14 protein-coding genes are annotated in these 16,580 nt (G+C 31.5%); 1 reads left to right on the forward strand and 13 read right to left on the reverse strand.

Annotated elements, in window-relative coordinates; genetic code table 11:
• Nucleotides 1–31: 31 nt before the first annotated feature.
• From CKL_RS11425 to CKL_RS11475, 11 genes are all read right to left on the reverse strand, one after another.
• Entirely contained in the window at nt 32–367 is a 336-nt protein-coding gene (locus CKL_RS11425) for a hypothetical protein (protein WP_012102677.1), read from the reverse strand.
• 84 nt (nt 368–451) lie between these two features.
• Nucleotides 452–1,597: a YibE/F family protein gene (locus tag CKL_RS11430; RefSeq protein WP_423200918.1), complete on the reverse strand. Its 1,146-nt coding sequence runs from the start codon at nt 1,595–1,597 to the stop codon at nt 452–454.
• A 37-nt stretch (nt 1,598–1,634) separates the two neighbouring features.
• Complete coding sequence (gene clpA / locus CKL_RS11435) at nt 1,635–3,875, reverse strand: ATP-dependent Clp protease ATP-binding subunit ClpA (protein WP_012102679.1); 2,241 nt, start codon at nt 3,873–3,875, stop codon at nt 1,635–1,637.
• 5 nt (nt 3,876–3,880) lie between these two features.
• Nucleotides 3,881–4,180, reverse strand: a complete 300-nt coding sequence (locus CKL_RS11440) for an ATP-dependent Clp protease adaptor ClpS (RefSeq protein WP_012102680.1) — start codon at nt 4,178–4,180, stop codon at nt 3,881–3,883.
• Nucleotides 4,181–4,328: 148 nt separating this feature from the next.
• Nucleotides 4,329–5,801, reverse strand: coding sequence for an Hsp70 family protein (locus CKL_RS11445; RefSeq protein WP_012102681.1), 1,473 nt, complete (start codon nt 5,799–5,801; stop codon nt 4,329–4,331).
• A 17-nt stretch (nt 5,802–5,818) separates the two neighbouring features.
• A complete protein-coding gene (locus CKL_RS11450; protein WP_012102682.1) occupies nt 5,819–7,309 on the reverse strand; it encodes an Hsp70 family protein in 1,491 nt (496 codons plus the stop codon).
• Between the two features lie 42 nt (nt 7,310–7,351).
• The gene (locus CKL_RS11455; RefSeq protein WP_012102683.1) at nt 7,352–8,938 is read right to left on the reverse strand and encodes a nucleotide exchange factor GrpE; all 1,587 of its coding nucleotides are present in this window, start codon (nt 8,936–8,938) and stop codon (nt 7,352–7,354) included.
• Nucleotides 8,939–8,952: 14 nt separating this feature from the next.
• Nucleotides 8,953–10,545 carry an Hsp70 family protein gene (locus CKL_RS11460; protein ID WP_012102684.1) on the reverse strand — a complete coding sequence of 531 codons (1,593 nt, stop codon included), beginning with the start codon at nt 10,543–10,545 and terminating at the stop codon, nt 8,953–8,955.
• Nucleotides 10,546–10,555: 10 nt separating this feature from the next.
• Nucleotides 10,556–12,178, reverse strand: coding sequence for an Hsp70 family protein (locus tag CKL_RS11465; RefSeq protein ID WP_012102685.1), 1,623 nt, complete (start codon nt 12,176–12,178; stop codon nt 10,556–10,558).
• A gap of 344 nt (nt 12,179–12,522) precedes the next feature.
• Nucleotides 12,523–13,104, reverse strand: a complete 582-nt coding sequence (locus tag CKL_RS11470) for a TerD family protein (protein ID WP_012102686.1) — start codon at nt 13,102–13,104, stop codon at nt 12,523–12,525.
• 150 nt (nt 13,105–13,254) lie between these two features.
• Nucleotides 13,255–14,163: a WG repeat-containing protein gene (locus CKL_RS11475; RefSeq protein ID WP_012102687.1), complete on the reverse strand. Its 909-nt coding sequence runs from the start codon at nt 14,161–14,163 to the stop codon at nt 13,255–13,257.
• Between the two features lie 315 nt (nt 14,164–14,478).
• Between CKL_RS11475 and CKL_RS11480 the strand changes: the two genes are divergently transcribed.
• A complete protein-coding gene (locus CKL_RS11480; RefSeq protein ID WP_012102688.1) occupies nt 14,479–15,186 on the forward strand; it encodes a TerC family protein in 708 nt (235 codons plus the stop codon).
• 54 nt (nt 15,187–15,240) lie between these two features.
• Here the strand turns inward: CKL_RS11480 and CKL_RS11485 are convergent, their stop codons facing one another.
• The gene (locus CKL_RS11485; protein WP_012102689.1) at nt 15,241–15,708 is read right to left on the reverse strand and encodes a PadR family transcriptional regulator; all 468 of its coding nucleotides are present in this window, start codon (nt 15,706–15,708) and stop codon (nt 15,241–15,243) included.
• 5 nt (nt 15,709–15,713) lie between these two features.
• Nucleotides 15,714–16,565 (reverse strand): DegV family protein, encoded by an 852-nt coding sequence (locus CKL_RS11490; RefSeq protein WP_012102690.1) that lies wholly within the window; start codon nt 16,563–16,565, stop codon nt 15,714–15,716.
• Nucleotides 16,566–16,580: the final 15 nt, after the last annotated feature.

The raw sequence follows: 16,580 nt of genomic DNA on the forward strand, positions 1-16,580 counted from the left end.
AATCAACGAATTTTAATAGTGTTCTTTAATTTTAAGCTTTATTAAAATCCTTTTCCTCTTCAGAATTTAATGTATCCTTAATAGAGTCAAATATTGATTTTATAGTCTTACTGGTGAAGTCCTCTATTTCATTCATTATTTCATCTTTACTTTTTAATTTAGATATATATACATCCAGCTCCCCTTTATGCAGATCTTTTATGGTTCTAACCACTGCATACTCTCCGCTATTATCCTCAGGTATTATGGAATCCCCTGATTGAAGAGTTAGATATATAGGGTTGGTTGTCTTTATCTGACTATGGAATTCCTTTGAAGTCTCCAAAATATCGTCTGAAATAATATAAAAATTTACAATAATTTCCATGATATTGTATACCCTCCTGTTTTCAATCTGTTTCACTGTATTATATTATTTCAAATTAGAAAATGTTACCTTTGAACTTTTAAGCTAGCCTTTTTTATTTGAATACGATTTAACTAGTATTGCAGATACAACTGCAGTAATTGGAACTGCAAAAACTAACCCAATGCTGCCTGCCAGAGCTTTTAATATCTCTGCGGCTATAATATCCTGATCTATGGCAGTAGAAATAGATGTACTATAGGAATATGCAGAAACCATAATCATTATATACATGGCTCCTCCTGCATAGGCAAGTATAAGGGTATTTGCCATAGTACCCATGATATCCTTCCCCACATTCATCCCTGACTTTATAAGCTCTTTTACAGTCATATCCGGTTTGGCACTTCCAATTTCTTTTATGGAAGAGGCTATAGACATACTTACATCCATAACTGCCCCTAAAGCCCCCATAATTATGCCTGCAAAAAGCAATCCTGAAAAGTCAAAATTGGCATTTTGTGCCGTATATATAATGGATTGCATTTCTTCATCGGTAAGTCCATTAACCCTTATTATAAAATTTGAAAATACTGCTATAATTCCTGCAATCAAAACTCCTCCGGAAGTTCCTATAATAGCAGCCAGAGTCTTTTCATTTTTTCCACTTATTATGAGAAGATTTACTACAATTACAAAAATACATACTAGAGAAGACACCAATGTAGGATTAAATCCCTGTATTATAAGAGGTATAAGTACTTTTATTACCACAAATCCAGTTATAATCAATGTTATAATGGATTTTAGTCCTTTTTTCCCTCCAATAACCGCCAAGGATATAATAAAAAACAATGCCAGTCTGTATAAGTACTTATACCTTACTATTTCATATATATAGGCATCTTCTACATTTCCTTTTTGATCATACCTATCTATGTTAACTAATACTTCATCTCCTACTTTTACAAAACTCTGAGTACTGCTGCTCTCATCTTTAATCTTTCCCCCTACAAAATTTTGAACTGTAATTACCTTGCCTTTAAGTTTTCCTGAGATTATTTTAACATCTGCATTGGAAAATCTCTCAGAACCCTTATTTTCTGTGGAATGTATTTTGATAACTTTTCCATGAACAGCACTGTTATCTCCATCTTCACCGCTTAAAGATGACCTTACAAAAAATATAACTATGAGTATTACAATAAATGCTATTAAAAAAATTACATTTTTTTTATCCCTCTTTAATATTTTAACTCATCCCTCTCAACATAAGCCATCTTATAAGCTATTGTTCCTCACTTTTAATTTTTATACTATCATTTTCTACATCTATAATACTAATTGTATTTTCAATATTATCATTAAAAAGTACTTTATCTACAAAATAAGGTTTTATATCCTGCTGAACTATTCTAATTATTTCTCTAGCTCCGTACTCCAGTGATACCCCTTTTTTAGACAGCCATCTATAACATTTATCTGTTACATTTATCTTTATATCTTTAGATAAAAGCTGTTTTTCAAACTGACCTACAACTTTTTTTGCAACTAAATATGCCATCTTATCATTCATTGAATTAAAGTATATTATATCATCTAATCTATTTCTAAACTCTGGAGAAAATATCCTATTTACCTCTTCACTAATAGCATCTTTTTTTACAATTCTCTCTCCAAATCCCATAAGTGCTTTTCCCACAGATCTGGCACCGGCATTTGAGGTCATTATAATTGTGGTGTTTTTAAAATCGGTTTTCTTTCCTGTATTATCCGTAAGAGTTGCATAATCCATGATCTGAAGCAGTATATTCAATACATCTGGATGAGCCTTTTCTATTTCATCCAAAAGCAACACGCAATAAGGAGTTTTTCTTATAACATCCGTCAAAAGTCCTCCTTCTTCGTAGCCTACATATCCCGGCGGGGAGCCTACAAGCCTAGCTACTGTATGCTTTTCCTGATACTCACTCATATCAAATCTAATAAAAGGAATATTTAAAGCCTTTGCCAGCTGTTTACTTATCTCTGTCTTTCCCACCCCTGTAGGGCCCACGAATAAAAGACTTGCCACAGTTTTATTATCTTCATTAAAACCCGCTCTGGATCTTTTTATAGCCCTTACCAGAGAATCTATAGCTTCTTCCTGACCAAACACTTTTTTCTTAAGAACCTTATCTAAATCTTTTAACACCTTGGTTTCATCTTGAGATAATGTCTGCTCCGGTATTTTAGCCATGGCAGCTATAGTTTTTTCTATGTGTACTTTATCAATAACTATTTTTTTATCATCACTGCTGTGAAGTCTTACATAAGCCCCTGTTTCATCTATTACGTCAATAGCCTTGTCTGGAAGGAATCTATCATTTATATATTTTACAGATAAGTCTACTGCAGATTTTAAAGCCTCTTCTTTATAAATTACATTATGAAATTTTTCATAATGTTCTTTTATACCTGAAAGTATGCTGTAAGTATCCTCTACACTAGGCTCTGGTACTTCTATTCTTTGAAATCTTCTAGCCAGTGCCCTGTCTTTTTCAAATATCTTTTTATACTCATCATAGGTAGTTGAACCTATAAATTTAATCTTTCCACTGGTTAAAAAAGGTTTCAAAATATTTGCTGCATCTAAAGACCCTCCAGACACAGAACCTGCCCCTATTATAGTATGAATCTCATCTATATATACAATAGGTTTATCTTCCTTTTGAATTTTTTTAAGTGTATTTTTTATTCTATCTTCAAAATCTCCCCTATATTTGGTCCCTGCTAAAATAGACCCCATATCCAGAGAATATATCTTACTATCTTTTAATAAATTAGGTACTTTATTTTCCACGATTAGTTTTGCAAGACCTTCTGTAATGGCAGTTTTACCTACCCCTGGCTCTCCAACATGAATAGGATTATTTTTATTTCTCCTTGACAGCACCTGTATAGTCCTGTAGATTATATCCTCCCTTCCGATTAGTGGATCCATGTCTCCCATTTTAGCTTTTTGTGTAAGATCTACTGCAAAATCTCCTATATTTAAAACACTTTGTGTATCTTCTTCATCTACTAAGTATTTAGAATCTTCTTCAATGTTATAATCAAACATAGTTGCTGAGATTCCATGGGTTATATAATTTAATATGTCAATTCTCCTTATGCCCTGTTTCCTAAGAAAAAAACTGGCAAAACTCTGTTCCTCATCATATATGGATATAAAAATATCCCCCAGCTTTATCACTTCTTTTTCAGCAGCTAAAACATGTTCTCCTGCAGAAGTCAATATATTTTGAAGACCTATGGTTTCAAGAGGTTCTTTTTTTTCTGTAGTTTCTATATTATCGTTGAAATACTGTAATAAATCTCTTTTGATATTCTTAACATTACCTCCACAACTTTCTATTATATCTATTCCTTCTGGAAAAAATAACGCAGCATACAATACATGTTCAGGCGTAAAGTATTCATGTTTACAATACCTTGCTTCATTATAAGCTGCAGTTATAATTTCATTTACTATTTTATCTAGTTTCATAACAACTATTCCTCTTCCATACTAAATTTTAGTGGAAATCCACTATTTCTTGCCATACTGATAGCCTGCGCCGTTTTAGTAACAGCTATATCATAAACATATATGCCAGCTATACCTATACCTTTTCTGTGAACATCATACATTATTTGTACAGCCTCTACATCACTCTTTTTAAATATTTTTACTAAAACATTCACTACAAATTCCATGGTAGTATAGTCATCGTTGTATATAATAACCTTATACATAGGTGGTCTTTTAATTTCAACTTTTGAATTTTGTTTTAAAATAGTTTTTTGCGGCATCTCAAACAACCCCATAAGCTTTTAAAATATACTTATACTTAAAATCATTTTAACACACTTTAAATTTAAAGTGTATAATATTTAAATTAAAGAAGCCCTTTGCAAGACCAATCACTTAATTAATCCTGAAAAAGCTCCCTCTATACAATTAAAATTGTTTTTCAATATATATATTACTTTCTTTTTGCTCTACAATAACCTTAATTGTCTGATCTTTATTTATATAAAATGTAACCGGTATATTTAAAGTTCCCTTTGGACTTTCCTTTAATCCCAAAACATTTATTACCCCTATCTTCTTATTATGCTGACATTCTTTATGTTCTCCCTGATAGATTTCTATACTTATTTCCCTCTCATTATCCTGTGAATTTGTAAATGTCACAGTTTCCTTGTATGGAATTGCCACATTCTTTGGAATAATCTCTACAAAATCTCCCTTATCATCTTTTAGCCCTAATGCATGGGAATTTATAAGAGTTACCTCCAATTTTTTATTTTGGGAAGCTCTGTTGTTTAAATAAGCTCCATAAATAGCTGCTCCCTGACAAACTGCAAGTTCTGGATTTATATCTCCGTATATTTTTCCATCTCCTACAACATCATTTATGATCTCATCTATAAATTTTATTTTGCTGGAGCCTCCTATTTTTATTACCTTGTCAACACTTCTAGGGCTTATTCCTCTTTCTTCAAACATCTCTCTTATAATTCTCTTTATTTTCTGGGTATATTCTCTAATACAATTTTTTAGTTCGTACAGAGTAACAGTACAATCTACAAAATTTCCCGGCGGCACATCAAAGGCCTGTATATACGCACTATTGTCAAAAGATAATGCCTCTTTTGCCCTTATAATCTGCTCCATCAATTTATTTTTAGCTATGTTCTGCTGCCTTTTATCCTTACAGGCAGAAAGTCTGATTCCCTCTCTATCTACTATATAATTGTAAAGTTCCTCATCAAAATCCATACCTCCTAGTCTATCATCACCACTTGTGGCTAAAACATTAAAAGATATTCTATTTGAGGAATTATTTAAATTAAATAGTGTCAGGTCAAAAGTACCTCCTCCAAGGTCAAATACCAATATATTTTCATCTTTTAAGGCATCACTGCTTAAATGAAGTCCGTAAGCCAGTGCTGCAGCTATAGGTTCTTGAATTATTCCTATTAAATTCAATCCTGCCATTTTAGCGGCCTTTATTGTATTTGAAATTTCATTTGCCCTAAAATGATAGGGAACAGTTACTACCACTCCTTCTGATTTAAACTTGCCCTGTGGAAACATTTCCTCCACATTTCTATAAAGGTATTTTAAAATTTCTGCTGATATCTCTATAGAATTATAATCCTTATCTCCCAGTTTTATGGGAGCGTACTCATTTCCAATTAGACGTTTTACCCCTCTGCACATATTTTCAGGATTCATAATTCCTTTCATAAATGCAATTTTTCCTATAACAAACTGACTCCCATCATTATATACTACAGAAGGAATGTTATATTCTCCTTTCAGAGAATAAACTTCTGCTTTAGTTCCAGTCCATCTGGCAATGGAACTAAAAGTTGTTCCTAAATCTATTCCTACTACAGGTGAATGTACACTATCATAAATCACTAAAATATCCCCCCATTTTAAGTCAACTTCATTACTTCAGTTTTATTTATCCCGCTTTGTATTTCTTCAATTGTTACTTTCACTTCTTGAGAACGTCCTACTTCAAAGGTAATTTTTATTTCCAGTTGATATTTAGCCACAGCTTTAAGTCCCATAACTCTCACAGTTCCTACATGCTCATTGTCTCTGGCTCTTTTAGCTGTACCCTGATATACTTTAACATCAATTTCTGTCTGGTTATCTTCGTCTGTTGTAAAAGTCAATGTTCTCTTTGCCGGTGTCTTCTGATTCTGGTGAATAAGTACAACAAAATCTCCTCTTGAATCTTCTACCCCAAGTGCATGGGCAGCTGCAGTTTCTATTTTTATGTTTTTATTGTAGTTTAAATTATTTGAAATATAGGCAGCATATATAGCCGCTCCTTCCCCCACACACAAACTAGGATCAATATCTGAATAAGTCTTGCCCTCTCCCACTTCATCTTCTATTATTTTATTCATTATTGGTATCTTACTGGATCCACCAACCTTTATTATCTTGTCAACTTCATAAGGAGCTATACCTGCACTTGCTATAGTCTTTTTTATAATATTTTTGATTTTAGATATGTAGGGTTCTATGGAAGTTTCAAAATCTCTCCTGGTATATTCAGCATCTACATGTACTCCAGGCACTACATCAGGCACTGCAACATAAACACTTTCTGTAGCACTTAAAGTCTCCTTGCTTTTTATAATTGAATCAAGAAGTTTTTTCTTCCCTATTTTTTTTATCTTTTCATCTTTTACACTTCCAAAATCAATTTTCTCCCGATGAATTACATAGTCCATAAAAGCCCTGTCAAAATCCATTCCACCTAATCTGTCATCTCCCCCTATGCCTAAAACATCAAAAGACAGATTCTCATCATCTTCTTTTACTTTTATTATAGTCAAGTCAAAAGTACCCCCGCCAAGATCAAATATTAAAAGTTTTTCCTCTCTATTTAAATGTTTATTTGAATGATGAAATCCATAGGCCAGTGCCGCTGCAATAGGCTCCTGTATAATTCCCAGTAATTTAAGCCCTGCCTCTTTAGCAGCTTCAGAAGTATTCTGAAACTGATGAGCTTTGAAATAATAGGGAACTGTAACCACTACCCCTGAAGCTTCGTACACTCCAGAGGGAAACATGGATTTTACATTGTTATATAAATTTCTCAATATCATAGAAGATATCTCTATGGGATCATGTATTTTACTTCCAAGCTTTATTTTTGCATTTTTATCATCCATGAGTCTTTTAACTCCTACAATTACATTGTCAGGATTTAATATACCACTCATAAATGCTGTATTTCCAAAAATATATTTACTGTTTTTTTCATCATAATAAACTACGGATCTTATCATTCTTTCACCCTTTGGACTGTAGGTTTCCGCCTCTTCTCCAGTCCATCTGGCAATGGAACTGAATGTAGTTCCAAGGTCTATTCCAATTACAGGTGAATTTTGAGCATCATAGGTCAATTTTCACACCTCTTCCTTTTTAAACATCTTTAAATTCCTACATTATACAGAAGTATTTTCAGGTGCCTTAAATTTATAAGCTATAACTTGCACTTGCCTTACAATATAATTAATACCGGTACTGTATATATCTTCTAAGTATTCATATCCTTTTCTAATAACTTCTGCCACAGTTTCGTCCATTTCCTGTATTCTTGTATATTCTATGTCTATGGCCTGATGTAAATTAAAATTTATGGTCTCACTTTTATTTGTCTTTATCTCTCTTATCTTGATATTTTCCAGCAACTCTTTTAATACCTTATCCATATTCTCATATATGTCTGATATTATATATTTCAAAGCTGTTATATTGTTTGTATTCAAATATTGAATGCCGGAATCCACCCCATCAATTATAGGTAACAGCTGGGAATTTATAAATTTAAAATATGACCTCACAATAGAATCCTTTTCATTTCTAATACTAGTTATGATATTATAATTTGAATTAAATATATTGGTAATTTGCTCTTCTGTTAAATTTTGAAAATCCTCTATAAAGAATAGCTTATCATAACTTTTTTCCTGAATATTTTTCATTTTATTCAATCCCATATTCAACATGTTTCTGCACATTTTATTTATCATATTTATACCTTTTATTCTATTTGTTAAAAGTTCTTTGTCTTTTTCCTCCAACATATCAATTTTATGCTCTATACTGGCATTGAATTCTTCTATAATACGGGATATATCCATACAATTTTTTTCAAGGTATACGACTAATTCCTTATTCCTTACAATCCATGTTTTATACTCCAATAAACTCTTTTCATAGGCTATATCATCACTTTGAAGCTGTTCTTTATACTTTTTAATTTTTTGTAATTCTCTCTGTTTTTTTTCTTCAATATCCGTACCTATAGATGATTTAAAATTGAAATTATCTATAAGAGGAAATATATAAGAATTTACAAGAACAAAATATATCTCAATAAGACTATCCCTTTCTTTTATACCATCTTCTATTATATTACGGTTAGCATTTATATAGCTTTTAACTTGTTCTTCTGTTAAATTTTCAAAACCATCCACATTGAAAAGCTTATTGCAGCTTACTTCATCTATCTGGATCATTTTTTCTAATTTTATATTCAATTCATTTTTTCCTGATTCTTTTTCAATATTTTCATAGCCTTTTTTAATATACGCCACAAGTTCCTGGATTCTGGATATCCATTTTTTATAGTCTAATATTACATTTTCATATAATACATGCTGGTTTTTAAATTTCTCTTTATATTTCCCAACTTTATCTGAAGAAAACTGAAATGTTATATTATGTTCTCCTGAAGAATCAATTGCCGTTTCATCTATTTTTTCTCCTATTTCAGCTTGTTTTTTATCTTCACCTTCTTCTATAATCTGATTTCCCTTTTCCTCTGACTTTTCAATGTTTTCAGTTTTCTCTTCAAATGTATGTTCTTTTTGTATTTTTTCTACATTTTCAGGTGAATTTTTAGCTAACTCATTTAGAATTTTCATATGGATGTAATCTTCTTCAAGGGGCTTTTTATAATCCCTATAGTTTTTTTCAAAATCATTGGATTTTTCATCATAGACATTATTTTCTTTTTCATTATCCAATAAATTTCACCACCTTAAATTCTGTCTACTTTAAGTGTTATTTCATTGCTCTCATTATTACTTGCACAAGTTGCTTTTATCCTGATCATATTTTCTTCATTAACTTCAAATTGAACCGTTATTTTTTCCTTTCCTTTAACCGCTTTTGGTATATTCTTTAATTTAAATTCACCTATACATACAGCCTTGTCAGTATCATCCTCATTTTTCTCATTTATATATTCAATATCCTCATCACATTGATATATGATTATATTAAGCTCCGTTTGATTGTCAAATTGTGTAGAATACTCCTTTTCCTCTATAACAGACCCTTCCTCTGGTATTTCCGTTCCCTTTTCTATAAGCTTAGAAAACCTCATACCGGAAATCATAATACCTAGATTATGAGTAACTATCTGGTTTATATTTATATCTCCTTCTGGTTTTTCCTCATAATTGTCTATACAATCTGAAGGAACCGATAGTGTAGCTCCAAAAATAGCAGCCCCTTCTGCCACTATGGTTATAGGATTAAAATTAGAATAAGGTTCAACTCCGAACATTTCCTTTATTTTTTCTTTTATTATAGGAACAAGAGTAGACCCCCCAACAAGTATGATTTTATCTATATCGTCAATAGTAAGCCCTGCATTTTCTAAAGCTTTTTTTACAGTATCCTCAGTTTTATAAATTAGATTCTCTATTCTATCGTTAAATTCTTCCCTTTCAATTTCTACATCTACATTAAGCCATTCCCCTTTTTCATTTTGAATTATATTAGGTATCATAACATTGCAGGCATCTGCTTCGCTTAATTCTATCTTGGTCATTTCTGCAGCTTCTTTTAGTTTTTGCATGGCTTCTTTTAATTTTTTTCTGCTTACTCCCTGATCTTTTTGTGTATCTAAAAGGTCCATACCACATTCATCCTGGAATTTTTCATTAATAAGTTCCATCAATTTTCGATCAAAATCATCTCCGCCTAGTTTATTAATGCCTTCCTTTGCAAGTATTTCATAGTTGGCATTTCCCTCTTCTTGAGTTTCAGCTTTTAAGATGCATACATCAAAAGTTCCACCACCTAAGTCGTATACTAAAATGTTTTGATCCTTCGAGGAATTAAACCCATATCTTATAGCCGCTGCTACAGGTTCTTCCAGTAGGTACAATACCTCAAGACCTGCAATTTCAGCAGCTTCCATAGTTGCTCTTTTGGCATTATCTGTAAAATTAGCTGGTACACATATAACTGCATATTTCAATTTTCCCATGGAATCAAAATCTTCCGAATTCATAGCAGCTTCCACTATTTTTTGAATTATTTCTGCGGATATCTGCTGAGGGGTATATTCCTCATCAAATATCTTAACTGTATAGCCATCTTCCCCCATATGCCTTTTTATAGATTCTATAGTATTTTCTGAGTCTATTATAGCCCTTCCCTTGGCCTGTGACCCCACAATTATAGTTTCACTATCTAAAAATGAAACTACAGAAGGTATATACTCCTTGCCATCTATTTTAATAATTCTGCTTTTACCTTTTGTATATACGGACGCAATAGAAGTAGAGGTTCCTAAATCAATTCCTAAAACATACGAACTCTTTGTTTCCACTATACCCATAATTACCCTCCTATTTCAAATGAGCTTTTGCATCAATTTTTATTTTTTTGCCCTTTAATTTGCCTTCAAGTAAATATTTATTTATTAAATCCACATCCATATTTCCACCATCATTTCCTGAACTGTCCATGAGTTCCCTATATTCCTCTGTCATAGGTATTTCAATACTTGTAAATGTAATTATCATATTTTCATCTATTTCAAATAAAGCACATACCGGTACATTCTTCTCAGAAACATTCACTATGTCAAGTTCCAATTCTCCCAAATACTGATTTTCTTTTACAGATTTAGATTCTCCCCGATAAATTGTTATAACTACACTTTTTTGAAGAGGTGTTGAAGTATATCCAAGCACTGCTCCTTTGGCAGGCAGTGTAGACCCTCTTTTAATTATAGGCCTAAAATATAATTTACGATTTTCATCCAGCATATCTATTCCATAGGTAAATACCACTTTTTCTTTTACTATAATTTTTTTGTCTAAATTGACTCCATTAATTTCATTAACTCTATTGACTTCATTGGTTCTATTAACTTCATTATTTATCTGTGCCATATCATAAGTTTCGGGTACACACAAACTTGCAGCCATTATAGCTGCACCTCTTGAAACCACTTCATCCACATTAGGTGCTACATAAGGATCTTTAACTGAATCTCTCACCTTTTCCTTCACTATAGGCATTTTTGTAGAACCCCCTACAAGGAGCACTCTATCTATGTCATCCCTAGTAAGATTGGCTAGTTTAAGTACATTATAAATTTTATCAATAGTTTCCTCCATCAAGGGTTCTACAAGCTGGTTGAATTCATCCCTTGTCAAAGTCATTTCAAAAGAATAGTCATCTATTAAATTTGGAATTATTATTTCAACTTCTTCCAAATCAGATAAATCCATCTTTGCTTTTTCTGCATTTTCTCTTATCTTCATAAGGGCAGAAATATATTTTTTATCTTTCTTTGAAGTAATATCCTCCCCTAACTCATCATTTATTTTATCATATATCCGGCTGCAGATTAATTCATCAAAATCATCTCCACCAAGCCTTGAGTTACCATCGACAGCCAATACTTCAAACTCATTTTTATCTACTTTCATTATTGAAATATCAAATGTTCCCCCACCTAAATCGTACACCATTATAATTTGGTCTCTCTGCTGATCAATACCATAGTCTAGAGCAGCCGCTGTGGGTTCTGGCATAAGTCTTAGTACATTAAGTCCAGCCCTTTCCGCTGCTCTTTTGGTAGCTTCCCTTTGTTCTGAAGTAAAGTATGCAGGTACAGTTATTACTGCCTGATCTATTTTCTCTTCTAATATGCTGCCTGCTTTTTCTTTTATTGTTTTCAATATATAATAAGCTACATCTTCTGGTGTAAACATTTCTGTTCCAAGATCATAGGCGATATCTTTTCCCATATCCCTTTTAGTGGAACATACAGAGGTCTCTGGAGACAACATCATTCTGGCCTTAGCTTGACTTCCTACAATAATTTCTCCATCTCTTATAGATAAAACAGAAGGAAAAATATTCTTTCCATCAATAGGTATTACTTCCGCTCTTCCCCTTTTCAAATATGAAACCACTGAATTTGTAGTTCCTAAATCTATACCTACAACTACTGACACATAAATTCACCCTTTCAAATTGTTTCTCATATGAAAATTCAATATTAGTCTAATTACCTTCACTGTTTAAATTTTACCATTATATTATTCACTTTTCCAAAACTTTTTATTTTTAAGTTTATTGTAAACCGATTTTTTAATACACACATAAATAAAAAAAGCACATTTACATTTGTTGAATAATATCAAATATATCCTGGTAAATTCAGATATTTGAAAACAGACAACAAGTCAAAAATGCTTTGAATATTTTTTTAGACGTAGAAACAGACTCCATTTAAAGTTTAACTATAACAAGGAGGCTTGTTTAACACTATACTGTATACTGTAAAACAAGCATTTAACTAGTCATTACTTTGAGTATAATTTACCCCAAATTCTTCGCATAATACAGCTAACCCACCTTTAACCCCCTTATTTATTTCTCCAAATTTCCATGTTCTAATATATTTATATAATTCTCCTATAACCACAGCAGTTTCATCAGAAAATTTTTCACTTAAATCATATTTTAATAATTCTTGATTATTATTTGCGTTAACTATTCTAATATAACAACTAATGCCTTGTCCAAATTTTTGATTCTTAACTCCTGCCCTATATATTGCAGCTGCAAAAGTTATATTACAAATGTCAGAGGGTACATAAGCTAAATCTACAATTATTTGTTCACCTTTTCCATCTCCTAAAAGATTATCCCCTAAATGTTCAACAGCTCCCGAAGGATGTTTTAAATTGTTATAAAATACAAAATCCGAATCCTTATGAACTTTTCCACCTTTCCCAAGGCAAAAAGCTGCTATATCTAAATCAATATCCTTATTACCTGAGTTTGTATCCCACTGCAGCTCTATCAATATTTTTCTTAACAAATCATTATCTCCTATAAAATCCATGTCTTCCGTTTTTTTAATCATTATCCCCATAATATGCCTCCACTTAAACATTAAGCACTTTTATTTTCGATTTCATTATACTTTTGCAAGAGATACTTGTCAATTTTCATCAATTTAATAATCTAAAAATTATTAGTAATGAAATAACTCTAACTTAAGTAAAGGATTACTATAATGAATTTACTCTTCTTCCCACACTCTTTCACCTTTTCTATTAATATAAATATATTTATCATCACATATTACCATAGCAAGCCCGTTAGAAAAATTATTTATGTGTTCAAATTCAGGTTTGACTATAAAGTTACCTGATTTATCAATACATCCCCAACTATCTTCTACTTTTACAAAAGCTCTTTCTTCTTTAAAATTAAGTGCATCATCAAAATTAGGTTTTATAATAACCTTATCTTCTTTATCTATATATCCCCACTTTGCGTCTATTCTTACATTAGCTAGTCCTTCCGAAAAGCCATCTGCAATATCATATTTAGGCTCTATTAATAGTTCTCCTGATTTATCCATAAATCCATATTTGAAATTCGACATAATTTGAGCTAGATTTTCATGAAAATCAAAAACACAATCAAAATCACATTTTAAAACCACCTTACCCTTGGTATCGATATATTCCCAATAATCTCCTTCATTTACTCTGGCAATTCCCTCCGAGAAGCCAAAAGCGTTTTCATAAATAGGTTCTATAACACAATTTCCTCTTTGATCCATGAATCCGTACTTTTTATTTTTCATAACAAGTGCCAATCCATTAGAAAATTCATCAATAAACCTAAATATTGGCTGTACTACTACATTTCCTTGTCTATCTATAATCCCCCATCTATCATTTATTCTTATAGATGCAAATCCTTCGCAAAAATTCCATGCTTCATCATAGATATAATCTATTACCCTATCTCCTTTTGCATTAATATATCCCCATTTGCTATCCATCTGAACCGAAGCCAAACCTTCGTTAAAATCCCATGCATATTGAAATACAGGCGGTATAATAATTTTGCCAAGTTCATTAATATATCCCCATTTGTCATTAACCTTAATTCTAAATAAATTTACACATTCCTCCATATAAATTCCCTCCCATTCGTAAGTTTTTGAATTTTATATAACTACTCATTTAAATTTAATTTTAACACATCTGCAAATTAAATAAAATAAAAAAGTCAGAATCTTCAACGTTTAACATTGGATTATTCCCTAATTTAACATTCTAAATAGATAATTTTTTTAATATAAATAATATAGCTATAAAAACCATATTATATGATTAAAGTATTTATATTATAAAATTTATATGGTACAATAGATGTCATAAATAAGTTCTTCTATAACCTGATTTATGTCTTATAGAAATCTTTATCATATATAAAAGGAGTAACCAATATGGATAATTTAACAGTTTTTCTAATAGGGGCCCTTCAAATCACTTTACTAGATATAGTTTTAAGTGGTGATAACATAGGTGTTATAGCCCTAGCCACTAGAGATTTACCAAAAAAACACGCTAAGTCTGCATCAATTATAGGAGTATTTGCTGCAATTTTTTTAAGAATAGTATTTGCTTGTCTAATTACTTATATACTTCTTATAAAATGGCTTCCAATAAAACTAATTGGAGGAATACTGCTTATAAAAATCACATGGAACTTTATAAAACCAGAACCACCAAAATTGGAAGAAGCAGCTGTAAATACATCAAACAAATATTGGAGCGCAGTATCTAGTATAGTTTTAGCAGATGCAGCCATGAGTTTAGACAATGTACTCGCCATTGCAGGTACAGCCCAAGGGCACATAGGTCTTATAATATTTGGTCTTGCACTAAATATTCCCATTATATTTTTCGGAAGTCAATACGTAGCAAAAATTATGAATAAACATCCTATAACCATATATATAGGTGGTGCAATACTTGCCCATACATCCTTCAAGATGCTTCTTGAGGACAACCTTCTACATAACTTTACTTCTCCTATGATGATAAATATAATATCTTTCAGTGCCGCCATAATAGTTCTCTTATATGGATTATATACTATAAACAAACCTGTATCCTACTCTCTGAAAGAATTTAAGGATCAACACTTTTAAACTTTAACAATATAAGGATCTGTGGTAAAACAACCTGTATTTTACAATAGATCCTTATAGATTTTCATCACCTTCATTATACAGATCACTATATACTATTTTAAACACCTCCAATGATTCTTCAATTTTATTTTTTAAAAGATTTTTTCTTTTTTTAAATTCACAGATTCCAAGGTCTGTTATTTTATATATTTTCTGCATTTTATTTTTAGAGTGATCCCAGTTCCCTTCAATCAGTTTATCTTTTTCTAGTTTTTTTAAAAGGGGATAAATCCCTCCAGTGCTTGGAATCCATCTGCCTCCAGTCCTCTCTCCTATTTTGTGAGATATATCATTTCCATTGGTAGCATTAATATTTAAAATATAAAGTACATATATAGGGAGAAGACCTTTTGTAAAAACCTGACCTACAGCATCCTGTTCTTTTTTTATTTTTTTCAACTCCAAAAGTTTTTTCTTATACTCCTCATATAAAAGCTTCTCTTTTTCCTCTGTCTCTCTTTTAAAATTAAATTTACCCATAAAAATTATTCTTCCTCAAACAATATTAATCCCACCAGTCCCGGCCCGCTGTGCACACCGGATACAGGACTTAAAGCCCCTCCAAAAACTGAAGAAACTATATTTGGATGTTTCTTTAATTCCTGAAACATTTTCTGTGAATCTTCTAAAGCACATCCATGCACAACACATAATCTGCATTTTTTAGTTTTGAGGATATTTTCTCCAATCTCAATCATTTTATTTAGAGACTTCTTTCTTCCCCTTACCTTATCATAAGTATAATATTTACCGTCATTTATATCAATAGATACTATAGGTTTTATATTTAAAAGTTCTGCAATAGTTCCTGCCACTTTACCTATTCTGCCGCCTTTTTTGAGATATTCCAAGGTATCCACTACAAAAAATAAATTTAATCTTTTTCTTATATCAGGTATTTTATCAACTATTTCACTAAAACTGGCACCTTTTTCTATAAGTTTTCCACACTCTTCTATTATTACTCCTTCTCCCATAGAAATGGACTTAGAATCAAATATGTAAGTTTTTATTTCAGGATGGTTTTCGCTAACCACTCTTATTCCATTATAAATCCCTGTTAATCCAGCAGAAAGCGTTACAGCTATGGCATGGGTATATCCTTTCTCCTCCAATTCTTTAAATACCTTCTCCATTTCATCCATAGAAGGTATTGAAGATGTAGGTATCTCCCTATGTAAATTATTATACACGTATTCTGGGGTTATATCTATTTTATCTATAAACTCTCTATTTTTATATATTATTCTGTAATGAAGCATTTTTATATTGTATTTTTTTACAATATTATCAGGCAAATCACTGGTGCTGTCTGTTATCAATGCAATTTTTTCCAATTATTATTCCTCCTA

It is taken from the genome of Clostridium kluyveri DSM 555 (genome assembly GCF_000016505.1).
Classification (GTDB): domain Bacteria; phylum Bacillota; class Clostridia; order Clostridiales; family Clostridiaceae; genus Clostridium_B; species Clostridium_B kluyveri.

Bases quoted from the DNA above. Each gene is read 5' to 3' on its own strand.
- CKL_RS11440 (WP_012102680.1), bottom strand. From the start codon at position 4,180: ATGCCGCAAAAAACTATTTTAAAACAAAATTCAAAAGTTGAAATTAAA.
- CKL_RS11475 (WP_012102687.1), bottom strand. From the start codon at position 14,163: ATGGAGGAATGTGTAAATTTATTTAGAATTAAGGTTAATGACAAATGG.
- clpA (WP_012102679.1), bottom strand. From the start codon at position 3,875: ATGAAACTAGATAAAATAGTAAATGAAATTATAACTGCAGCTTATAAT.
- CKL_RS11480 (WP_012102688.1), top strand. From the start codon at position 14,479: ATGGATAATTTAACAGTTTTTCTAATAGGGGCCCTTCAAATCACTTTA.
- CKL_RS11485 (WP_012102689.1), bottom strand. From the start codon at position 15,708: ATGGGTAAATTTAATTTTAAAAGAGAGACAGAGGAAAAAGAGAAGCTT.
- CKL_RS11425 (WP_012102677.1), bottom strand. From the start codon at position 367: ATGGAAATTATTGTAAATTTTTATATTATTTCAGACGATATTTTGGAG.
- CKL_RS11460 (WP_012102684.1), bottom strand. From the start codon at position 10,545: ATGGGTATAGTGGAAACAAAGAGTTCGTATGTTTTAGGAATTGATTTA.
- CKL_RS11470 (WP_012102686.1), bottom strand. From the start codon at position 13,104: ATGGGGATAATGATTAAAAAAACGGAAGACATGGATTTTATAGGAGAT.